A 22,330-nucleotide genomic window follows, 5' to 3' on the forward strand; every position below is an offset into this window, starting at 1 on the left:
TTACAGTTTTATATTGTTTAATTTGGACTAGCTTAGCAAATGCTTAATTTTATTAATTAATACTTGCTGCTTTACTGGTTTTTCAAGCATGTCGTCAAACCCAAGCTCAACATACTTAGCATTACTATTTGTGTCAGAATCTGAAGTGTGGGCAATAATTTTAGTCTGCTTGTCTGCGTTATGTTTTTTTATTTTAAGCATCGCGTCAGTGCCCGAGAGTTCTGGCATAACAATATCCATTAAAATAATATCGTAATTATTTTGCGACACCATCAACATAGCTTCTATTGCATTGCTTGCATAATCTATTGCTACGTTTTCATCTTTCAGCATGGCTTTAATAACCATTTCTACGAGCGGTTCATCATCAACTAATAACAACGATTTGGTGTTGTTAAATTCTGTATGCGTTGTAGTTTCAGTAATAGGTTCTTGCTTGTTTGCACTTACGGGTAACAATTCTACCGTGTTAACTAATAACGATAAATTAATAGATGTTGTTTTACCGCGCTCGTGCACAGTAATATTTTTACCGCCGAGCATTTTAAAAACTGAGAGAAAAAACCGCAGCTCTAATGTAGCATCAAAATTAATATCACTTTCAAAAGACTGTTGTTTGCTTACCATTTGTAACTGACTATAAAAATTTCCCTGATTTGCTAAGTTATTTATAGAAAAATCCAGCGACAAATAATGTTTACCTTGCTCGTTAATCAGCTCAGAATTTAACGACAATTTGCCTTGATGTGTGCTTTCTATAAGCTCACTAGCCAGCTGAATAATTAATTGCATAATCAGTTTTTCATCACTGCTTATGCCTTTATCTATGGGCATATTGTTATTAATGATTATATTTTTATCATCAGAGTCTTTATTAAGAATACCGGCCGTATTTTTAAGCAAGTCAGCTAAATTAATAGCGCTCATTTTAAGCTTTAATTTACCGGTATCGGTTTTATTTATATTAACTAACTGCTGCACAACACAACTTAACTGTGTACATGCATTTTCTAACTCATTGTTAAAATTGCCTTTACTGTTTTTATAATTAAGCTCTACTATAGATTGCAGTGAACTAAGTGGTGCTTTTAATTGCATTGCTAAGCGTGCTACAAATTTATCTTTTAGCTGGTTAGCTTGCTTAGATTTTTCTACTACTTGGGCAAGTAATAACTCTTTTTGATGCGCTTGTGTTTCATCTCTAAAGTAACAAACAAAGCCACCAAAGTCGGTATGCCTTTGCACAACGGTGATCCAGCGGCCATCGCTAAAGCCGATATCTATTAATTGGCTATGTCCATTAGCTAATTTATTATGCTCTTGATAATGCGTAATAATATTATTTTGTTGAGATATACTCATTATTTGGCTGTAACTTAATTGTTTATTGTTTTGAGTAACATGAGAAAACAATTCGTTAAATGCCTGATTAGTTATTACCGGAAGTTCTTTACTATTAAAAATGGCAAAGCCATGCGGCAGCGCATCAAGCGAGCTTGAAAACAGCGATTCTCTATTAAGTATAAGGGTATTTTTTTGTTTAATTTCGTCATGTAAGCGCCTTGGTAAACGTAAAAAGTAATAAACAAATGCAAATATAGCTAAGCTAATTAATGCCAGTTTAAATAAGTCGAACCTAGATACATTAGCAGGCGTTATCGGTTTAATGGGTTGCACATGCAAGCGCCACGTAGCAGGAAAACGACTACTTGCTGCGCTTATGCTGTTAGGGATAGTTTTAACATTTAGCTCCCCCCTACTTCCTAATATAAACTGAGGGGTTGATATAAATAAATTATAATTTTGCGTATTTAGCTTACCTATTATGGCATTTAAAAACTTACTTAAATCAAAGGCTGTGAGTGTATAAATTGCGCTATTACCCATGTTTATTTCTGAAATTAAAAACGCTGTATCGGCAACAGTAAATACCTCTACTGATTGTTTATTTGCTCGCATTGAAAATGCGTTTAGCCAATTAGTAAAGCCGTAAGCTGCTAAATCAAAGTTGTTTTTAGACCATATGGCAAGTTGTTTATAGTCATTATCAAATACAACAAAACCTTTATACGTTAAACTGCTTGATACCTGCGTTTTTACTAAATCACTTAATTGTTGCTGAGTATAACTTTGTTGGCTTTTTAAAAAGCCTGCGACAATTTTATCTTTTTGAGTAATATAAAGTGCTTGGTTGTCAAAGCGCTCTAATGCATCAAACAGCGTTTGCCTTAACTGCTGAGTTTGTATGGCATAGGCACTTTTTTTGTCTTTTTTATCTAACGTATATAAAAGCAAAGCCGAGAACGAGCAAATAACCAACGCAATTAAAAAGGCCACCGGCGCTAAGCTAAATAAGTGAACAAATCGATTTAGTGATTTTGTCTCACTCGGTTTAATTGTCTTAGTTGGGGTAAAATGCTTATTAAGTTGGGTTTGCAGTAATTGCGCAAAAGATACAAATTGTTCTTTTTGAGAGCCTATAAGTGTTTTAGGTGAAATATCGGCAATGATCAGTACGCCAATTAAGCTGTTATCTAAATTATAAATGGGATATTGAGAGTAAAAGCGTACCTGTTGGCAGCGCCCTTTTGTTAGTGGGTCAAATATGGTGTCTTCAATTATGTAGAGTTTTTCTTGTGTGCACGTTTGTGCCAAGCTATTTAATTCACTGTCGGCTTTGTATGGGTCATCGCAGCTGATAATTTGTTGCGTATACAAGGCATTATAATCAACGAATTTAACAATAGAAACATCATAAAACTGCTTCATTAGGGTCAGCGTTTCGGTTATTTCTTGTTTTATTTCATCTATTTGTGTGTTGTTAAATTCATTTATATTATTTGCATATGAACTGTTCATGGGCGCACTCCTTCACCTTTCGGCGGTGTAGAAATCCAACGCGTGCTGTTAGCACTTGTATGTGATGGAAGTTTTACTCTAAATGGCGGAAGTAAGTTATTTAAAGCAGGTTCGCCTTGTGCATTTAACACCGGCTCTGCCGAAGTTAAATTGAGCGAAGCCTCGCAGTAAGTTACGCCAGGCTCTATGCCAATAAGGGCCAGCGTTTGAATAATTATGTCGTTATTTATTAAATCGATACCTAGCAGCTCAAAAGTTGTTTCTAAAATAGTAAATACCAGTGTTTCTACTATATTTTCATCTTCTTCTAGTTGCGTACCTTGTGGGCAGCAAATACTGCCTAGCTCTACATCTACTCTGCTTGCTACACCTATCAGCGAAAGTGCATCAAGCGCGGTTCCTAATAACACTTCAACTTGTGGCAAATATAAATCAAGAATATCGCCTTGCGGCTCATACCCTGTTTGGCAACTATTGCACGACTGCGATAATTGCTGACTGTCTATGCCTAATAACGGATTACCAAGTGCAGTTACACCAACCAAGCAACTACTATCGGCTTGTTGTTTAGCAATTGAAAAGCTTTCGCATGGGTTACCAGTAACTACCTTTTGAGACATATAGCGCGATACAATCTCGTCACCTGTTGCGGGGCACGCTAATGCTGTACTTTTTAGTAATTGCCCCATTACGGAGTTACTTAATTGGCCAATGGCATAATTAGGGCCTTGTTGTAGCGCATTTATATAACTTACATTGCCACTATTAGCGGTGTTACTAACTCCTAAACTATCTGAAAACTCATCACTTAAACTTTTTATACACGGGTTACCTTGGCAATTAGGCGCATCGTAATAAATCGCTTCTCGTGAGGTGAACCTGTCATCGCGTATCCCAATTAAAGCGCGATATGTTGCATTTGCTTGGCGGTCTGTGTAAAAAATTAAAGGCGCTTGGTGCTCATCAAACCCAATGGCGATACCTAAAGGGGTGTTATTAGCATCAACCACTGTTATTTGGTTATCTATCTTTGTGTGATAGCGCTTAATAAGTGCATCGCGCACTAAAATAACACCCCCAATTGAGCCAATAATTAAAATGGTAATAATTAAAATCAGCTCAATAGTGAGTATGTAGCCCTGTTGGTATTGTTTATTCATAGAGCGCTCCTATAGCACTTCAACCAGCATTTTTAGTACATTCATTACCTGCAGCGCCGCAGGAAAAAACACCAGTACTAAAAACATAGGAAAACAAATTAAGATAATGGGAAAGGTGGTATGCAGTGCTTTTTTATTTACTTTTTTAGCTAATAAAATATTTTTTTTAAGCGCAAAGCTTTCTAATTGTGACTCAACCGCCTGTATTAACGGGGTGCCAAGCTTAGAGCCAATAAGCATTAAATTAGCTAATTTTTTTAATCCCGAGACCCCTGTTCTGTCATATAACGAATTAAAGGCTGTTTCGCGGTCTTTACCGGCACTGAGCTCAAACAAAAATAGTTTAAGCTCTTTATATAAAGGGTGTTTTTTACTTAACCCGTGATCAACCGCTAAAGCAAATGCGCGCTCTAGCGAAAAGCCAGCGCGCATATACACTAACAGCACACTTAAAAAAAACTCTAAGCTATTGTTTATTTGTACTTTACGCTGGCCTTTTTTAAATAAAAACCACATATCAGGCGCAAAAAAGCTAATAAAACAGATAATGGCTACAAGCGGTGTACTTAATACATAACCAGTGATCTCTATGGCAGTATAAGCACAAAATGTGGCGGCCATTTTAAAGCAGTACATGCTCAATAAAATTTTATTTAACTGATACCCTGCTTGTCTAAATTGGTTTTTTGAAATAACAATTAATGGATACCAATTTATATTGGTTTTGATAGGTTGCTGAACCTCAGCCTTTAATGACTGCTTTTGAATATGGATAAATGCCCCCATACTCACCAATAAGCCAACAAATAAAAATAGGTCTATCATAGCGTTACCCTCAAGCTTAGGCGAAGCCATAAAAAGCCAAATAACTGGCAAAGCACAGCAACGGTAATAAAAGCCATGCCATTGGGGTTATTTAACAGCGGATCGAACCAGGTTGGATCGGTGTAATTAAATAAAGGCACTAAAGCGTAGGGTAAAACGCCACTAAACAGCGCAGCGTATTTAGTACCAGAAAGCTTAGCTTTGAGCTGCTGGCGATCTAGCGTTCTTAACGACATCATTTTGCATACACTTTTAAGCATGTCAGTTAAATCGCACTGGCTTTGTGTATGAGTAATTATGCTATGTGAAAATAACCGCACGGTTTCGCAGTTGTAGCGTTTAATTAAAGGGGCAAATGAGCTTTGTATATCACTGCCCATATTTAAGCGCTGCAGTAATAAATGACTTTGCTGTTTAATGTATTTCTCGGCGTGTTCGTCGGCAAATTGCATAGCCTGAACAAGTGAAAGGCCAGTACTTAAACACGATTGTACGGTTTCTATGTACTCTAAAAATAAGTGCTCAAACTTGGCTAATTTATAGTGCGCTAAATCAATAATCACAATAAAGCAGGTTATAAATACAACCAAAGAAACAATTAATGCACTCGTAGTTGCTTGAGGATAAAAGTACTGTGCAACATACCAAGTACTGGTGGCAAGCGAGCAAGCAACGCTTATAAATAAAGCATTACTGATGTTAATCCCAAGTACCCGCAGTGATACTGTGATAATGTCTTTTTCTTCAAGTACATCAACCTCGTGCTTAGTATTTGCAGCGTGTGTTTTTACTTTAAGTGTTATAAAAACACTCAGTGCTAAAGTAAATGACATAACACTTGCTATGGCCAGTAAGTAATCAAGCTTATTCATAATTACGCTCCCTGGCCGGTTGCAGTAATGCACTTATTTCGTTTGCATTGGCACCTTGGCTTTGCATAAAGCTCACCACGCTTGAGGTACTAATTGCCTTATCATTTACTTGCTCGGTATCACTTACGCTATAAAGCGCAGAGTATTGCGCACGTGCGTCTACTCGCTTTATTTCGCCAATACTTTTTAGGGTTCTTACACCGTTTGTATTTCTAGAAACATGTACAATTAACTGAATGCTTGATGCAATTAATGCGCTGGTGTGGGTGTCGCTTAGCTGCGCGTTATGTAATTGCACTAGCGTTGATAATCGGGTTACCGCATCGCTTGCACTATTAGCATGTACGGTGGTCATTGAGCCTTGGTGGCCGCAATTCATGGCTTGCAGCATGTCTATTACTTCCCCTGCGCGTACTTCGCCTACAAGTATTCTATCGGCGCGCATTCTTAGTGCCGCTTTTACTAAATCACGCAGGGTAACGGCGCCTTTGCCATCGCTGTTGGTGTCATGCGCCTCTAATTGCACCACATGATTATGGTGCAAATTTAGCTCTGCACTTTCTTCTATAGTTACTACCCGCTCGTTAGTATTTATTGAATTAGCCAGTACATTTAATAAGGTGGTTTTGCCTGCGCCGGCATTTCCACATACTAAAATATTAACCCCTAAGGCCACCGCGGTTTTTAAAAAAGTGAGGCAGTTTTTGCTTAAAAACTTATTGTCGATTAAAAAATCATCGTTAATTTTTTTGTGGTTAAATTTTCTAATCGAAACAATAGCAGCACTGGTGCATGCCGGTGGCACTACAATATGTACCCTGCTGCCATCTTTTAGTTTGCCATCTACAATGGGAGTCAGAGCGTTAACTTGTCGAGCGCAACTATCAAGTAATCTATCAACAAAACGACGTAAGTGACGTTCATCGTCAAACTTACTGGCTGTACATAGCAATTTACCTTGCTTATCTATCCAAATATTTTGCGTATCGTTAATTAAAATATCGCTTACTTGGTCATCCAGCATAAATTGCGCTATTGGTCCTAAACCTTGTATTTCGTCGTAAACGGCTTGTACTACTTGAGCTTGTTGATGGCTGTTAAATGATGATTGTGCAAATTCGTCAATATCGCTGCAAAGGGCAGATATTTTTTCAAGCAGCGCATCATTCAGTAAAGCACTTGGGTCTTGCTCGTACTCTTCAATTACCGCATCGTGGAGAATTTTTTTAAGTGATTCAAAGGTATTTAAATTGGTTTCTACAGACTCTGGTTTACTTGATAAATTAAACATAGCGCCTCACTTAGCTACATAAACAGCTTGGTTTTTAACGCCTTTAACCACTTGAATTGTTCGGCTAGTTTGTAATTGGGAGAAATTTTGTAAGCGACCTTGTTCAATGTCATAAGCGCTGTGCACAATTATCGATACCTTATCTTGGGTATCAATTGCGGCTAACGAATACACATCTTTAGGAAGTACAGCCAACACTAATGACACACCCGCGCTGGTTGCCGGCTCTTTTTTTGCTAGGCTGTCCATCACGCCATTTTTTCGCGCTTTACTGCCAGGACTCTTTGAAATACCAATAAGCTGCACATCGCGCGCAACGGTTCTTACAAGCCGGTTTGTTTTAGCAACAATATCTAAGCGGTCGCCTTTGTGCACCCGCGATAATGGAATATCTAAAGTGGTTAATTTTAATGTATAAAGTACTCTGCCTGCGGGGATCGCCTCTGATAAATTTTGGCTTTTAACCTGCATAAAATCTGTTTCAAATAGTGGTTGTTCACCCATTTTATTAGTGGCTAATTGCTTACCAATAAAAGCGCGGGGATTTTGTATACTTAGCGCCATATTTGCATAGTTACTGGGATTTACATCTTTTTGGGCAATGTCGTGCACACTCACTACTTGCCCCGCCGACATATTTTTATTTACCACCCAGGCAGTAACTAAGTCTTGTTCGTTTACTTGTCTGATGCCAAGCGCTGAGGCCAACATGCCAGAGGTGATAAGTAAGGTGAGTGCAGCGGTAGTCGCCCCTTTATTATTTTTACTTTTCATAATTTCCTCCTGACAAATTTCACTGCCACACGGTTGTGGCAGTGTGATTTAGGTAGTTATAATTTTAATTACCTTGTGAACCACCTGCTGCTGTACGTGTTGCAGCATCGCCACTTGGCGTTGCATTAATAAGTGCAGCACTTTCACTAAAGTCAGAGGCAACAAAAGTAAACGAGCTACCATCGCCTGCGTAAACATCTACGGCATCAACATAGCCAGAGCCTGAAATTTCTGCAGTGCCTTCGGCGTTGATCATGCCATCAAATACATAGCTTTGATCTAACGAGCCAATTGCTTCTGCTACATCTTCAAGCTCGCTGGTTACAGAGTCGCGTAAGGTTGATAAACCAATTACAAGTGCTGCCACCATAGATGTTGAAAGAATAATTAGCTCAGAAGTAAGTACAAAGCCTTGTTGTTTTTTACCGTTTAAGTTGCTTTTCATAGTTTTCATAATGATCACCTTAAATGTGTTAGAGCTTATGCCCACTTTATATATAGCGAGGACCGTGCCATTTATTAAGTACATAAAAATCAGTTAGTTACTTTTATTTTTTAAAATATGCTTTGCTTATCCTTGTTATGATTCGCATTTTGCAAATCATTATTAAAGTGCGTTAAAACGCAATCAGAGATTAATTAAAAGGCAAGGTGTTAACTCATTTATGGCAAGCTTTTAAAAGTAAGAGAGACGAGCAATTATTTGGGGATTATTCGCAAAGCGAGATAGGTTTAAACAACGCCGAGTAAGGCTATTTTAATTGTTTAGGTATGAGCGGGTTTAACTAAGGAGTGCGTAGTTTAATAAAATAAAAAGGCCTTGCGGCCTTAACTTTCACAATTTCCAAGTACCGAAAGTTTCGCGTAGCGCGCTGTGGCTTGGCTGTGCTGCGCATCAAAACCTATTGCCTCATTATAATAATGACACGCCAATGCGTTATCAGGTGTCGCCTCAGCTATTAGCCCTTTGTGATAGTAATAATGGCTTTTATGAGTGCCAAATTTATAGGCAAGCTCTAAATAATTAGCTGCGATAACATAATGCCCTTGCGCATAATAAATAGACGCCATTTGTAAATACGGTGAAGCCTCAGTACCAAATTCATCAATAGCGTACTGGGCAATTTGTTTTGCTTTGGCTAAATTTCCTTGCTCAATAGCCAAGTTAATACCTAAAGATAGCGCGTTTAAAGGCGGATTAGGTAAATTAAGAAGCTTGTTAATTACCGATTGCGCCTGATTAGCTCGTCCGCTTTTATACAGCGCATAAGCTGATACAGATAAAATAACCTTATTGTTTGGGTGCTCAAGCATTAACTGATTAAGCTCATGCACTAAGGCTAAACAATTAACCGCGCTTACCCCTTCACAAGTTAAAGCACTGGTGTTTAGTGCATATTTAGTAACAATTTCACTTAGCGCAGTATGTGGGTTTACACTGGGCGCATAATCTATATGTGCGCAGCCCGATATACTCAGTAAAATAACGATATATATTATTTTCATAACCCTTGCTCCTGTATAAAACTGGCCATTTGGCTATCTAAATCAACTGTTTGCCATACGCGTAAATTATTAACCGGCTCGCGGACTAAATTAGGGGTAACCACAATAATCAACTCGCGGTTGTTTTCGCTTTTACTGGTTGTTTCGCTTAATTTACCTAACAGGCTCTCGCCGATTGCATCAGGTACAAAGTCGTGACTGGCGTTGTTATCTGTACTAATTAAGCCACCAATAATTAAAGGTTGCCCGTCTTGTAAACGGGTAGAAGTTTGCATGCTGCGCGTATTAAATGCACTGCTGTTTAAACTGCTGCCGGTGCTTTGTGCTATTTCTGCTGTGAGTGTGGTGTCTGGCAATGAAATAACAGGATTTAAATCAAGGGTTATGCGGTCTTTGTCATCCACTAAAGCACGAACATTGAGCTCAACGCCGAACGATTTAAACTCAGTACCACTAAACACTGAACCGCTGTTACCTTGTTGCCCGCTGGTAACGCCAGATGGGCTGTAGCTTGTAGGTACTGGCACTTCGCCGCCTACTTTAAATACCGCGCTTTCGCCTGCTAATACGGTAAGTGTAGGTCGCGAAAGCGTTCTTGAAATTCCCTCTTGCTCTAGCAAAGAAAACAGCATATCAATGGCAAATTGCGAGGTTGATATCTGTAAGTTATTTGTTAATTGTCCGCCAATTAATTGCAGTGCGTTTTCTATTGATGCTGAGCCAGACTCACGGGCATTCATGCCTTCTAGGCCAAATAAACCTTGCTCGTTGTTATACCCATTCGAAAGCACACTAATATCTGGACGCCATTGCTTTAAGCGGCGCTGATTAACTTCATAAAGCTGCACCGACACCCTCACTTGAGGTAAGTCTTCTACTTCAATGCTTGAGAGCACTTTACCTTTAGCCACCGAAAGCAAAGTAGCCCGCGCTACGTTTGAATTTACATTGCTTAAAGTCAGGCCAGAATCGTCATTTAATAACCCGCCAGACTCATTTGCGAGTACTTCAATAGCGCTTGTTTCGTTTTGCGTTGCACTACTGATAAGCCCGTTTGGATCTAGTGCCGAAGTGGGTGCTTGGCTTGCTTGCTCTGGTTCAAATAATTTATTGATGGTATTTAACAAACGCACCAGTTCAATTTGATTTTTAACTGTGCCGCTGAGCATAAACACATCGTTATCATCGTTTGATAACTCATCAACCGAAATACGTTTTACAGTTACTTTGTCAGCACCCATCGATTTTAACACCTGCGCTATGCGCGCTTCCTTAGGCTTTGGCGCTTGCGTAACTTTAATAAGGTTAATAATCGCTACTTTACTTGAGCTTTGTGCTAAGCCATTGTTTAAATTACCCATGCCCTGTAAGCGCTGCGCTAAAGAATTAAACATTCCTTGGTTAGGCGCAGAGGTAATAACAGGTTGCGCCGATTGCGAGCTACTAGCGTATAAATAATTTTTTGCCGCTTCTTGGGCTGCATGGCGATAATTAAGCGTAGGTACTTCGCCGCGTAGTACTACTGCGTGTCTATCAGGTGCGATGGTGAGCGCTAAATTAGGATGAATATCGTTAAGGGCATTTTCAAGCACACTGTAGTCTTCGGTCACGCCCAGTAAAAATGTTTCTGATGTGTTGTCGTCATACCACACCATCATAGAGGTGCGGCCCAACTTTTTAGCTAAAATTAACAGCTCGCGTCCGTTTACTACGTTTACATCGAGTGTGGTTTCGTGGCCTAGCGCAACACGTGCTATATCGCGGTTAAATACAAAGCGAGTATGGGTCCACTTAACTAAGTGGGATACTTTTTTTACTCTATCGCCATTGGCGTTCTCTATGTAATTTAAATTACTTTGCTTGGCGTATACACAGCATGGTAATAAAAGTATTATAAAAATAATGGCTTTAAACATATGCGCGTCCTCAAGTATGCGTTGGTTTAACAGAGCAAGTTTAAGACCAGCAAATATTTAGCTTTAAATTCAATAAATTAAGATGATTGGAGATATGAGCACAGGCGGCTTTAGTATTTTGATTTGCAAAATGCAAATGAAGTTAGGAGAGAAGGCACAAAGCAGTGCTTTGTGCCAAAAGTATTAATGCAGTGCAGCAGTAAAAGGAATGTTTTTACAAATTTCAGCTTCAGCGACTAGTAGCTCTTCTAAACGAACATCAACTTCTTCTTTATCAAAGTATTCGTACGCTAACTCTACAAATAAATTTTTATGTTTTTCTTCTGATTTAGCAATCGCCACATAAAAGTCTTTTTCTTTACCTTCTGGTAATGCTTGGGCAACCAATGAAAAGCGTTCGTGGCCGCGGGCTTCAATAACGCCGCCAACCAGTAATCTATCCATTAAAAATCCATCACGGCCATGTCTAAATAAAGCGCGTATTTGTTTTATGTATGGATCTTTTTTGTCATCGCCTAAATTAGTATCGCGTTCAATAAGCAGTTTAAGCACTTGTTTAAAGTGGATTAACTCCTCAAGCGCTAAATCGGTCATGGCTTTTACCAGTTTACGTTTGTCTGGGTAATGAGACAGCATAGAAATAGCCATGCCCGATGCCTTTTTTTCAGCGGCAGCGTGGTCTTGTAAAAACGTATTAAAGTCGGCTAAAACCGCTTCGGTCCATTCAAAGGGGGTGTTGTATTTTAATTCAAACATTTTTTGTACTACTTAAAAAATAATGCGGGGATTTTAGCGTATTTAATAGTAAAAATCTTGCAGCGAAGAGCAAAATTAACGCATATAAGGTAAATGCTTATCTATGCGCCCTTTTGCTGTTGAGTCAATTTTTAACGGGTGTTTAATATCGTTCCATGCGGTCACTTTGCCGCCTATGTTCATTTTTTCAAAGTCGGTACGCTCGCTTTTAATGCCCAAAAAAGCAGTAAGCTGGGCAAAACTTTGTGGCTTTGCTATATCAATTTCTAAGTAGTCGTTACTGCGGTGCTTAAAATACTCACGCGCGTTGGCTAAATGTGTGTTGTAGCACTTTGTTAAATAATCATCTTGGTTAATATTATCAATAGATAAGTCAGTAAAGGTCGTTAAGTAACACCGTTTTATATGAATATTAAAACCACCGTCTGGGCGCGTTAAATTAGTATGCATTCGCAGCAGCAATTGCCTAATTGAGGCAATCCAGGGTGTTTTTTCGCGCGCTAAATATATAAATTTAGCGCCGGGGTAATGGCTATCTAATGCTCGGTAGTCATTAAATACAGGGGTATCGGCTATGGCTGTGGCGTTTTCAAAACAATACGAGGTGTACGCAGTGTGCGCCGTGGCAATGCCAAACTCTAAAAATGCGTGGCATACACTGGTGGTGCCAGTACGCGGAAGCCCTATTATAAATATTTTACTCATAACATCTATTACTAACTATTGCGTGTTACAAGCAACAAAAAGGCACTAATAACCATCACTAAAAAGGTGGCAATGGTACCAATTTGGCGATACTTAAGGTTGTTTTCAACAATGCCTAAATTGTGAAAAACGCGCCCTATTAATAATGCGCCACCTAAAATATTACAATAATGGCTGGCAAGGCCTTGGTATTCGGCTAAAAAAAGCAAAATAATCGCAAAGGGTACGTATTCCATAAAATTAGCATGGGCACGCACAGCACGTTGTAATTTAGGGTTGCCGTTATCGCCAAGCGACACTTGCTCACTGCGGCGCACATTGATCACATTAAAACTTAAGTAAATATAATAAAACGCTAAAAGCGCAGCATACGTAGAAACTATCACGGTGTTGTCCTGTTTTATTTTTGGCAATAATAACATAGTTTTGCACAATCATAAGTTTACTTAGTAACTATGCTACAGTGTGTATTAGTTGAATTTTATAACGCAATGAAAGGAATTTATGTTTGTCCCTCGCAAAGTAGCCGACCGCTATCGTGAAATGATCAACAGCATTGGCTTTTACCCTTCTGTACTTTCGGTTGGTTTTTTACTTTTTGCTGTAATTACCATGTCGCTTGAATACATAGCACCTGTAGAGCAGCTCAAGGCGTTTATATCTGTTGTGCTGGTAGATAGCGCCGAAAATGCCCGCACCATTTTAAGCACCCTAGCAGGCAGTATTATATCGCTTACGGTGTTTAGTTTTTCTATGGTGATGGTAGTTTTAAATTCGGCCAGCGCCAGTTTATCTCCGCGGGTTGTACCTGGGCTTATTACCCGTAAGTCGCATCAAATGGTATTGGGCTTTTATTTAGGCAGCATAATTTACTCAATTATTATGCTCATTAATATTAATAAGCTTGAAGGTGGCGATACCGCTATTCCATCGCTTGGGGTGCTGCTGTCATTGGTGTTTGGCTTAGTATCGCTTGGCTTGTTTGTATTTTTTATTCATTCAATATCTAAAGCCATTCAAGTAGATAATGTACTTAACGGTTTATTTAGCCAAACTAAACGCGAAATTAAAGCCATTGTCGACAGGCAATCAGAAAAACCATTCACTGACTTTCCTGATTTTACACAGTGGCACTCAGTTAATAGCACTACCGAGGGTTATTACAAAGGGGTGCATACAGATAAGTTATGCGCCATATTAGCCGAGGAAAATATTCGGGTGTATATCTCGGTAAACCAAGGTTACTTTACCGTAAAAGGCTATCCGTTTTTAAAATGCGATAAAGACATTTCTAACAACGAAGAACTTATTGCAAAAATTTTAGACTGCTTTATTTTTTATATAGAAGAGTACATTAGCGATCATTACCGTTATGGATTAACGCAAATTTCAGAAATTGCCGTTAAAGCAATGAGCCCAGGTATTAATGACCCTGGTACAGCGGTTAAATCGATAGATATGCTGAGTATTTTATTAATTGAGCGCCTGTCGCTTAACGATACAAATTATTCGTTTAAACACAGCGACAACGCCCCGTTACTCTTTATACATGAAACCAGTTTTGATGAGTTACTGCACGATAACTTTACGCCACTGCGTAATTACGCAAAAGGCGATGCGTATGTAATGACGAACGTTTTAGAGGCATTTAAAAATATATTGTTTGTAGCGCATGGCAATGATGCAGCCCGAAACAGCCTATTTAATTACTTAAATGCCATTGTAGATGACATAAACGAGCATGTAAGTAACGAATACGACAGACAAGAAATTACCAACATGCTTAACGCGATTGCCCGCATTAGCAAGCCACAAGGGGATAAACTAGTGGCTCGTTTTACCTGCCAACATACTAGTCAATAAAGTAAACCGCATAGCTAGACGCTGTTACTTTAATTTCTCCAGCATGATACGCATCAGGAACAAAGTTACCGGGTGCGTTATCTGCCACCATCATGGTTTTTTCTGAGCGTGCATAAGGCTGCGCAGGTACGTTCATCGGGCTTAGCGACGCCGTATATAACCCTTTTAGCTCAACGCCGTAATCGGCACTTAATTCTTTGGCGGCTTTACGGGCATCTTGAATGGCCAATTTTTGCGCCTGTTTGTGCAGCTCTTCATAGTTGCTCGCTAAAAATTGCGTTTGGTTTATTTGGTTAATGCCGTTATTTACTAGGTTTTGTAACAGCTGAGGGTATTTTTCGATTTGTGAGAGTTTAACGCTTAACGTGCGCGACACTCTAAAGCCTTTAAATTCTTGCTCGCCAGAGCTTCTGTTGTATTGGCTTTCGCGATTTATAGAAATATGCCCTGCATTAATATTACCGTCTTTAATGCCAAGCTCTTTTACTAATTTGATCGCTTTAGCCATGGTTTTATCGGCTTTGTTTTTAGCATCAATTAGGTCTTTATCTATTTCTACAATGCCTACGCTTAATTGTACGTAGTCAGGCATAGTGGTTACGGTTGCTTCACCTTTAACATAAATATGAGGAGCGTTAGGTGTTGAGTTTGCATGCGCATCAAGGCTCAAGGTACTTAAGGCAATTGCGCTACTTAATAAAAGAATGTGTGTTTTCATTGCATTATCCATTGTATTTTTGTTGTCACCATTAAAGAGCCTACGTGGTTAACAATAAATGAACAAGCACAAAAAAACAGGCAATTGCCTGTTTTTTGTAACTGGCTGTAACGCAATGTACAGCCTTATTTACTTTACGTTACTCAGCGTAATTAAATGCTGCAACGTTTGTAGTTACGGTATTTAGGTAACCAGTAATTTCTATCAATAGCAGCCCACAGTGCATCGTCGCTAATCTCAAGAGCTACGCCCTCTTCAATTGCTTTTTTAGCCACTGCAAATGCAATACGCTTACTTAACGTTTCAATTTCAGTCAGTGCAGGTAATAAGCTGCCTTTACCGGTGTTTGCACGGGGTGATGACTCAGCAAGCATTTCGCTCGACATACTCAGCATTGCATCGGTAATGCGTGTTGCTTTTGCTGCAATCACACCTAGGCCAATACCTGGGAAAATATAACTGTTGTTACACTGTGGAATTGGGAACACTTCACCATTAAATTCTACTGGCTCAAATGGGCTACCCGTTGCTACAAGTGCTTTACCTTCAGTCCATTTAATAACATCAGCTGGGTGTGCTTCAACCTGCTTAGATGGATTACTTAATGGGAAAATAATCGGTTGTTCACAGCCTGAGTGCATAGCGCGGATAACTTGCTCGGTAAATAAGCCCGGTTGACCCGATACACCAATTAAAATATCAGGTGCTGCACAGTGCATTACATCTAATAATGAAGCGTATTCGCCGCTGTAAGTCCACTCGCTTAATGCAGCTTGTGGTTGCGCTAGAGCTTGTTGGAAATCGCGTAAGCCTTCCATGCCTTCAGTGAGTAGGCCAAAACGGTCAACCATAAATACTTGGCTGCGCGCTTGTGCTTCGCTAATGCCTTCAAACACCATTTGGCTAATAATTTGCTCGGCAATACCACAACCGGCTGAGCCTGCGCCAACAAATACCACTTTTTGCTCGCTAAGGGTTGAGCCTTTAACACGACACGCAGCTAATAAAGAGCCTACAGTTACTGCTGCAGTACCTTGAATGTCATCGTTAAAGCTACAAATTTCGTTACGGTAGCGTTTAAGTAATGGCATAGCGTTTGGCTGTGCAAAATCTTCAAACTGCAGTAATACATTTGGCCAGCGACGTTTAACCGCTTTAATGAACAAGTCTAAAAACTCATCGTACTCATCTTGCGCAATACGCTTATGACGCGCGCCCATGTACATAGGATCATTAAGAAGTTTTTCGTTGTTAGTACCTACATCAAGCATTACAGGTAATGTGTACGCTGGGCTAATACCACCACACGCTGTGTAAAGTGATAACTTACCAATAGGAATACCCATGCCACCAATACCCTGATCGCCTAGGCCTAAAATACGTTCGCCATCGGTAACCACAATTACTTTTACTTTGCCTTTGGTGGCGTTACGTAGAATGTCGTCAATTTGATAGCGATCTTCGTAAGAAATAAATAAGCCACGTGCACTGCGGTAAATATCTGAGAATTTTTCACAGGCATCACCAACCGTTGGCGTGTAAATAATTGGCATCATTTCTTCAAGATGATCACGCACTAAACGGTAGTAAAGTGTTTCGTTGTTATCTTGAATGGCACGCAAGTAAATATGCTTGTTTAAGTTATCGTTAAAGCTTGAATACTGCTGATAACAACGCTCAACCTGCTCTTCAATTGTTTCAAAACGTGGAGGAAGCAAACCCGCAAGGTTGAAGTTTTCGCGTTCTTTTTTACTAAACGCGCTGCCTTTGTTTAAAAGCGGAGTTTCAATTAGGCCAGGGCCAGAGTAAGGAATATAAAGGTAGTTAGGATCAGTATTAGTTGTCATATTTCCAGGCTTTAACGGAGTCTTAAGTTATGATCTGCCATTATCATTGTAAAAGGTTAAATTGCAATGACAATTAAGCTTGTCAGACCATTGAGAGAAAACACATGCAGGCTTCACTGCCTGCATGGCTATTATACATAAATTAAAATTTGATAGTGGCGTTTTTGTCAGTTAAATCCGACAAAGCAACCCCTTCACGGCGCGGATCGGCACCGCCATACAATTTATTGTTTTTAACTTCTACGGCATGTAAGCCAGAGTTTAAATCAAGTACGCGTACCGCATGGCCGCGTTTAGTTAATTGTGGGGCTATGGCTTCAAGCGCAGTGCCTTTTTCAAGGCTCGTGTAATCGTTACGATTGGTGGTTCTTGGCAGGTTAATCGCCTCTTGTGCCGATAAGTTCCAATCCAGCACACCAATAACCACTTGCGCTACGTAATCAATGATACGGCTGCCACCTGGCGAGCCAACCACTAAGCGTAAGCTGCCGTCGTTGTTAAACACCATTACTGGCGACATAGAGCTGCGTGGGCGCTTGCCCGCCTCAACGCGGTTAGCTACTAATTTGCCGTCAATGCGTGGCGAAAGCGCAAAATCGGTTAATTGGTTATTTAAAATAAAGCCATTAACCATCACAGTTGAGCCAAACGCCATTTCAATTGAACTGGTCATTGATACGGCATTACCAAAGCTATCTACAATGGATACATGCGATGTTGATGGCAACTCAAAAGAATCATCTTTTGCGTAGCTTAAATAGCCTACTGGGTTACCAGCTACTGCTTTTGTGTCTTGCTCAGTAATAAGCTTGGCGCGCGATGCAATGTACTTTTTATTTAACAGCTCCTTGGTAGGCACTTGTGTAAAATCAGGGTCGCCCATGTACATATTACGATCGGCAAATGCTATGCGTGAGGCTTGGCTAAAGTAATGAATTGCCTCTTCGCTATTAGGTTTAAGCGCGCTCATGTCTTTGTGTTCAAGCAAGCCTAAAATTTGTAATACCGCTACACCACCACTGCTCGGTGGTGCCATAGAGCACACATTATAAGCACGGTATTTAATACATACTGCGTCGCGTTGCTTGCTTTTGTAATTAGCTAGGTCTGATTCGCTTAATGTACCCGGTGCAATTTTTGAATTTTGCACTGCGTTTACCATTTGCTTAGCGTTATCGCCTTTATAAAATGCATCAATGCCTTGTTTAGCAATGTCTTTGTATAAATTTGCTAAGGGCTGATTTTTTTTAATAGTACCAGCTTTAATTAATTCGCCATTAGGGTAAAAGTACTCGTTAATCACTGGCATACTCATTACACCTGGGTTTAATTGGCGAGCCAATAAACCATGTAAACGTGGCGACACTTCAAACCCCTGCTCGGCAAGTTTAATAGCGGGTTTAAATAACTCGCTCCACGCAAGTTTACCGTATTGTTGATGTGCACTTGCAAAGGCATGCAAAATACCTGGCACACCCACAGAGCGACCGCCAACAACTGCTTCAATCCACTTAACGGCTTTACCGTGTTTATCTAAAAACAGATTTTCGTCAGCATTTTGTGGCGCGGTTTCACGGCCATCAAAGCTTGTAAGTAGGTTATCGGCTTTGTTGTAGTACATCATAAATGTACCACCACCAATGCCCGATGATTGTGGTTCAACTAAGGTAAGCACTAATTGCGTTGCAATTGCCGCATCTACCGCGCTTCCGCCTTTAGCTAAAATCTGTTGTCCGGCTTGTGAGGCATACGGGTTGGCCGCGGCCACCATGTATTGATCACCAGTTACTAATTGTTTTTGTACAATTGAGGTGGTGGCTTCTGGCTCACGAATTTCTAATTTTGCAGGTTCTTTTGCTATTGTTGGCAGCGTTACTGCAAACAAACCAATAGTAAATAATGACTTAAGTTTAAAATGCATAAAAATACTAAAAACACTTAATTACGTAGTTGTATTTGGCATCTTAAAGTTAAACGGGCACAATATGCAAAAATTTTGACTAAAAAAACATAATAAAATGCTTAATTTACCGCTACAACCTCGTTATTTACTTCCGCCATTATTTTTGATGCTTTTTAGTATTGTTTTTGCTGCATTTGATTTAAATAATTTACTTGAATTTAACCGAGCGCTCATTGAAAACGGTGAAGTTTGGCGAGTGTTTACCAGTCAATTTGTACATGCTAACTGGGCGCATTTAGGATTAAACGCATTAGGCGTATTTTTAATTTGGTTACTGCATGGCGAATACGCATCACCTGCACGTTATGCCTTTAATGTGTGTTTTTTAGCACTGTGGTGTGGGCTCGGCGTATTATGGTTTTGCCCTGCTATATCTATATACACGGGGTTAAGCGCTCTATTGCATGGTGTCATTATTTGGGGAGCGGTAAAAGACATTACCCTGTCGCTTAAATCGGGTTATTTATTATTTATAGGTGTGTGGATAAAAATAATAATGGAGCAAGTAAACGGCCCCGATGCCAGTATTGGCCAATTAATTGATTCAACCGTTGCCATTGATGCGCACTTAATTGGCGCGGTGGGCGGCACATTGCTTGGCATACCTTTAGCAATTAAATACTTAAAAAATAGCGATTAAGTTCTCAATATTAATAAAAACGCCGCGTTAGTTAACGCGGCGTTTTTGTTTTTACACTTTAATTTTTAAATTAAAGTGTTTCTTTAAATAATTTATGAATACGGCGGTATTCATCTAACCAGCTTGATGGCTGTACAAAGCCATGCGGCTCTACCGGGAAGATAGCCGTTTCAAAGTTTTGTTTTTCAAGTTCAATTAATCGCTGTACTAAACGTACTGAGTCTTGAAAAAACACGTTATCGTCAACCATAGGTGCGTTAATTAATAAGCGCTTGTTTAAGCCCTCAGCGTAATAAATTGGCGAGCTGCGCTCATACGCAATGGGATCTACATCTGGGTGATTTAAAATATTAGCCGTGTAAGCGGTGTTGTAATGCGCCCAATCGGTTACTGGACGAAGTGCTGCCCCCGATTGAAATAGCTCAGGGGCAGTAAATAGCGCCATAAAGGTCATAAACCCGCCGTATGAGCCACCGTATGTGCCTACTGCGTTGGTATCAACATTTGCGTTTTGCGCCATCCATTTAACGCCATCTGCTAAATCTTGCGTTTCAGGTGTACCCATTTGGCGATAAATCGCAGTACGCCAATCGCGGCCATAACCTTTAGAAGCGCGGTAATCCATATCCATCACTATGTAACCTTCATCGGCAAGTAATGAATGAAACATAAACTCACGAAAATACACAGACCAACCCATGTGTGAGTTTTGTAAGTACCCTGCTCCGTGGTTAAAAATAACCGCTTTACGGGTTTTGCCTGTTTCACCTTCTACATAGTCACTTGGGTAATATACCTTGGCATAAATAGGTTGCTCTGTGTGGCTAGAGGGTACGGCAACAATTTTAGGTGCGGTGAGCTTTTTAGCTAAAAATTCATCCGACACTGTATGGGTGAGCTGTGTCGCTGTGGTGTTTGCTTTAGCATCGGCAACAAAAAGCTCTGTTGGCATTGTTATTTTAGAGTGCTTAAGCAGTAATTTACTTTCGTCTGGGCTTAACGTGTAGTCGGTCATACCGTTAAGGTCTGTCACTTGCTCGTTTTTACCTGTTTGTGGGTTAACACGGTAAATTTCGTAAAGGCCTGGGTGGTCTACGTTTGCCTTGTAATAAATAGCGCTATTATCATGAGTTAACGTAATGTCCGATACTTCAAACTGGCCACTAGTTAAAGCGGTTGCTTTGCCGTTAAGCGGTTTTTTGTAAAGCTGACTATAGCCCGACTCTTCTGATAAGTAATACAGGGTGTTTGAATTATGTAACCAGCCAAAATTGTTAAACGCGTAAGCTATCCAAGCATCATCATGTAGGCGGTGCTGCGACACAAGCTCGTTTTTATCAAAGTCGATTGTGGCTATCCAGCGGTCTTTGTTATCCCACGCCTCTAGCATAATGGCAACTTGCGTGCCGTCATCGTTCCACACTATGGGAGCTTGGTTTAAACCCCAATTAGTAATTAAGTTAATACCGCGTGGCGCTTTTTTAGATTTATACGTTTTACCATCACGCGCGTAGTTTTCTTTTTTAACCTCGGCTAAAACATCTTCATCAAAGCCCGGTAGCGTATCAAAGCTCAGTGGCGTTTGTGTTTTATCCACAAGGTTAATGTGTATCACAGATGATGTTTGCTCTTTTGCATCAGCTACACGACGGCGAACTTTTTTAGGCTCAATAGTGGCATCATCGGTGATGTAGTTAGGCATAATATCGCCTTTATCACGCCACGATTGCTGCTTTTGCAGCACAACAATTAAAGCATCACCGCTTGGCGATAGTTGCGCTTCTTTAATTACATTGCCATCACCTAAATAAAAAGCGGTGTTAGCAATGGAGCTATTTTGCGCGTTTATTTGCTCATTGCGTGTTTGTGTATCCTGTTTGTTTTTATGTTGCAGCGCCACAAACTCAATCAGTTTATGCTGCTCTTTTGCTATGTAACTAGTTGGCTCTTGTAAGCCTTTTGGCTTATCGCCCAATTTTAAGTTAGCAAGCTCTGTACTTAGCCCTGTTTTTAAATCAACTTTAAAAAACACATTACCTTGGCGGTAAACTAAATCGCCATTATTTAAAAACTGTGGTTTAGACTCATTTGCTGAGGTGGCTGTTATTTGTTTAAGTTCACCCGTTGTAAGGTTTTTAACAAATACATTGCCTTTAAACGTATAAGCTTGAAGTGTTCTATCTGATGAATAAACCGCTTTAGAAGCACCTACAGTATGCAGTTTATCAAGTGATACTTGCATCGCTTTTTTGCTGTTAATTGCCTGGCTATAAATATCGTTTAGGTTACTGCCTTGCTGCTTTTGAGCATAAATAATGGTGGCTGAATCACTTGCCCAGTACGCATTTTTAGGCTGGTTACCTATCCAATCAGGGTTTGCCATGGCTTGTTCTAGCGTAATATTTTGCGAGCCAGCATCAGCAGGTGTGTTTACAACCGCAGCAACGGGAGTTGCTGGTAAAGCGCTTTGCTGTGATGAAGAGGTATTGGCGGTAGCACTACAACCTGCAAGCATAATGCTAGAGGTTACAGCAAGCGCTACTAATGTTTTTGATGACGATAGGTTAAAAATCATAGTGCTTCTATACGGTTATTATAATTGAGCCGTATTTAAGCAGAAGCACTTGAGTTATTG

At 39.9% G+C, this 22,330-nt stretch carries 18 protein-coding genes; 2 read left to right on the plus strand and 16 right to left on the minus strand.

What is annotated here, in order from left to right; genetic code table 11:
• Window positions 1–27 precede the first annotated feature (27 nt).
• The 12 genes from PSH50_RS00200 to PSH50_RS00255 all read right to left on the minus strand — a co-directional run bounded on the left by PSH50_RS00200 (window position 28) and on the right by PSH50_RS00255 (window position 13,050).
• Entirely contained in the window at window positions 28–2,859 is a 2,832-nt protein-coding gene (locus PSH50_RS00200; RefSeq protein WP_273609204.1) for a response regulator, read from the minus strand.
• Window positions 2,856–4,019 carry a hypothetical protein gene (locus PSH50_RS00205; RefSeq protein WP_273587255.1) on the minus strand — a complete coding sequence of 388 codons (1,164 nt, stop codon included), beginning with the start codon at window positions 4,017–4,019 and terminating at the stop codon, window positions 2,856–2,858. Before PSH50_RS00205 ends, PSH50_RS00200 begins: the two co-directional genes overlap by 4 nt.
• A gap of 9 nt (window positions 4,020–4,028) precedes the next feature.
• Complete coding sequence (locus PSH50_RS00210; protein WP_054982507.1) at window positions 4,029–4,844, minus strand: type II secretion system F family protein; 816 nt, start codon at window positions 4,842–4,844, stop codon at window positions 4,029–4,031.
• Window positions 4,841–5,716 (minus strand): type II secretion system F family protein, encoded by an 876-nt coding sequence (locus PSH50_RS00215; protein ID WP_273609205.1) that lies wholly within the window; start codon window positions 5,714–5,716, stop codon window positions 4,841–4,843. The genes PSH50_RS00210 and PSH50_RS00215 overlap by 4 nt, the downstream gene beginning before the upstream one ends.
• Window positions 5,709–7,007: a CpaF family protein gene (locus PSH50_RS00220; protein ID WP_273587257.1), complete on the minus strand. Its 1,299-nt coding sequence runs from the start codon at window positions 7,005–7,007 to the stop codon at window positions 5,709–5,711. The genes PSH50_RS00215 and PSH50_RS00220 overlap by 8 nt, the downstream gene beginning before the upstream one ends.
• 6 nt (window positions 7,008–7,013) lie before the next feature.
• On the minus strand, window positions 7,014–7,781 hold the full coding sequence (locus PSH50_RS00225) for a hypothetical protein (RefSeq protein WP_273587258.1): 768 nt from the start codon (window positions 7,779–7,781) through the stop codon (window positions 7,014–7,016).
• Between the two features lie 64 nt (window positions 7,782–7,845).
• Window positions 7,846–8,235, minus strand: coding sequence for a hypothetical protein (locus PSH50_RS00230; protein ID WP_024033620.1), 390 nt, complete (start codon window positions 8,233–8,235; stop codon window positions 7,846–7,848).
• Window positions 8,236–8,609: 374 nt separating this feature from the next.
• The gene (locus tag PSH50_RS00235) at window positions 8,610–9,287 is read right to left on the minus strand and encodes a lipopolysaccharide assembly protein LapB (protein ID WP_273587259.1); all 678 of its coding nucleotides are present in this window, start codon (window positions 9,285–9,287) and stop codon (window positions 8,610–8,612) included.
• Window positions 9,284–11,203 carry a pilus assembly protein N-terminal domain-containing protein gene (locus PSH50_RS00240; RefSeq protein ID WP_273587260.1) on the minus strand — a complete coding sequence of 640 codons (1,920 nt, stop codon included), beginning with the start codon at window positions 11,201–11,203 and terminating at the stop codon, window positions 9,284–9,286. The genes PSH50_RS00235 and PSH50_RS00240 overlap by 4 nt, the downstream gene beginning before the upstream one ends.
• Before the next feature lie 183 nt (window positions 11,204–11,386).
• Entirely contained in the window at window positions 11,387–11,959 is a 573-nt protein-coding gene (locus tag PSH50_RS00245) for a tRNA-(ms[2]io[6]A)-hydroxylase (RefSeq protein ID WP_024033616.1), read from the minus strand.
• 75 nt (window positions 11,960–12,034) lie between these two features.
• Entirely contained in the window at window positions 12,035–12,664 is a 630-nt protein-coding gene (locus tag PSH50_RS00250) for a sulfotransferase (RefSeq protein WP_054982513.1), read from the minus strand.
• 11 nt (window positions 12,665–12,675) lie between these two features.
• Window positions 12,676–13,050: an MAPEG family protein gene (locus PSH50_RS00255; protein WP_273587261.1), complete on the minus strand. Its 375-nt coding sequence runs from the start codon at window positions 13,048–13,050 to the stop codon at window positions 12,676–12,678.
• 118 nt (window positions 13,051–13,168) lie between these two features.
• On the opposite strand from PSH50_RS00255, the gene PSH50_RS00260 reads away from it, so the two are divergent.
• Window positions 13,169–14,527, plus strand: a complete 1,359-nt coding sequence (locus PSH50_RS00260) for a DUF2254 domain-containing protein (RefSeq protein WP_004586600.1) — start codon at window positions 13,169–13,171, stop codon at window positions 14,525–14,527.
• Here PSH50_RS00260 and PSH50_RS00265 read toward each other — a convergent pair.
• The 3 genes from PSH50_RS00265 to ggt all read right to left on the minus strand — a co-directional run bounded on the left by PSH50_RS00265 (window position 14,517) and on the right by ggt (window position 19,013).
• Window positions 14,517–15,245, minus strand: coding sequence for an SIMPL domain-containing protein (locus PSH50_RS00265; protein WP_273609206.1), 729 nt, complete (start codon window positions 15,243–15,245; stop codon window positions 14,517–14,519). The genes PSH50_RS00260 and PSH50_RS00265 overlap by 11 nt on opposite strands.
• 152 nt (window positions 15,246–15,397) lie before the next feature.
• Window positions 15,398–17,092, minus strand: a complete 1,695-nt coding sequence (locus tag PSH50_RS00270) for an NAD-dependent malic enzyme (RefSeq protein ID WP_004586602.1) — start codon at window positions 17,090–17,092, stop codon at window positions 15,398–15,400.
• A gap of 142 nt (window positions 17,093–17,234) precedes the next feature.
• Entirely contained in the window at window positions 17,235–19,013 is a 1,779-nt protein-coding gene (gene ggt, locus PSH50_RS00275; RefSeq protein ID WP_004586603.1) for a gamma-glutamyltransferase, read from the minus strand.
• 97 nt (window positions 19,014–19,110) lie between these two features.
• Between ggt and rrtA the strand changes: the two genes are divergently transcribed.
• Entirely contained in the window at window positions 19,111–19,695 is a 585-nt protein-coding gene (rrtA, locus tag PSH50_RS00280; protein WP_273587264.1) for a rhombosortase, read from the plus strand.
• Between the two features lie 70 nt (window positions 19,696–19,765).
• Here rrtA and PSH50_RS00285 read toward each other — a convergent pair whose 3' ends face one another.
• Entirely contained in the window at window positions 19,766–22,270 is a 2,505-nt protein-coding gene (locus PSH50_RS00285) for a prolyl oligopeptidase family serine peptidase (RefSeq protein WP_273587265.1), read from the minus strand.
• Window positions 22,271–22,330: the final 60 nt, after the last annotated feature.

This window comes from Pseudoalteromonas sp. Angola-7 (assembly GCF_028599255.1).
Lineage (GTDB): Bacteria > Pseudomonadota > Gammaproteobacteria > Enterobacterales > Alteromonadaceae > Pseudoalteromonas > Pseudoalteromonas atlantica.

Excerpts from the sequence above, each read along its gene's own strand:
- PSH50_RS00200 (WP_273609204.1), bottom strand. The coding sequence starts at position 2,859 with ATGAACAGTTCATATGCAAATAATATAAATGAATTTAACAACACACAA.
- PSH50_RS00205 (WP_273587255.1), bottom strand. The coding sequence starts at position 4,019 with ATGAATAAACAATACCAACAGGGCTACATACTCACTATTGAGCTGATT.
- PSH50_RS00210 (WP_054982507.1), bottom strand. The coding sequence starts at position 4,844 with ATGATAGACCTATTTTTATTTGTTGGCTTATTGGTGAGTATGGGGGCA.
- PSH50_RS00215 (WP_273609205.1), bottom strand. The coding sequence starts at position 5,716 with ATGAATAAGCTTGATTACTTACTGGCCATAGCAAGTGTTATGTCATTT.
- PSH50_RS00220 (WP_273587257.1), bottom strand. The coding sequence starts at position 7,007 with ATGTTTAATTTATCAAGTAAACCAGAGTCTGTAGAAACCAATTTAAAT.
- PSH50_RS00225 (WP_273587258.1), bottom strand. The coding sequence starts at position 7,781 with ATGAAAAGTAAAAATAATAAAGGGGCGACTACCGCTGCACTCACCTTA.
- PSH50_RS00230 (WP_024033620.1), bottom strand. The coding sequence starts at position 8,235 with ATGAAAACTATGAAAAGCAACTTAAACGGTAAAAAACAACAAGGCTTT.
- PSH50_RS00235 (WP_273587259.1), bottom strand. The coding sequence starts at position 9,287 with ATGAAAATAATATATATCGTTATTTTACTGAGTATATCGGGCTGCGCA.
- PSH50_RS00240 (WP_273587260.1), bottom strand. The coding sequence starts at position 11,203 with ATGTTTAAAGCCATTATTTTTATAATACTTTTATTACCATGCTGTGTA.
- PSH50_RS00245 (WP_024033616.1), bottom strand. The coding sequence starts at position 11,959 with ATGTTTGAATTAAAATACAACACCCCCTTTGAATGGACCGAAGCGGTT.
- PSH50_RS00250 (WP_054982513.1), bottom strand. The coding sequence starts at position 12,664 with ATGAGTAAAATATTTATAATAGGGCTTCCGCGTACTGGCACCACCAGT.
- PSH50_RS00260 (WP_004586600.1), top strand. The coding sequence starts at position 13,169 with ATGTTTGTCCCTCGCAAAGTAGCCGACCGCTATCGTGAAATGATCAAC.
- PSH50_RS00265 (WP_273609206.1), bottom strand. The coding sequence starts at position 15,245 with ATGAAAACACACATTCTTTTATTAAGTAGCGCAATTGCCTTAAGTACC.
- PSH50_RS00270 (WP_004586602.1), bottom strand. The coding sequence starts at position 17,092 with ATGACAACTAATACTGATCCTAACTACCTTTATATTCCTTACTCTGGC.
- ggt (WP_004586603.1), bottom strand. The coding sequence starts at position 19,013 with ATGCATTTTAAACTTAAGTCATTATTTACTATTGGTTTGTTTGCAGTA.
- rrtA (WP_273587264.1), top strand. The coding sequence starts at position 19,111 with ATGCTTAATTTACCGCTACAACCTCGTTATTTACTTCCGCCATTATTT.
- PSH50_RS00285 (WP_273587265.1), bottom strand. The coding sequence starts at position 22,270 with ATGATTTTTAACCTATCGTCATCAAAAACATTAGTAGCGCTTGCTGTA.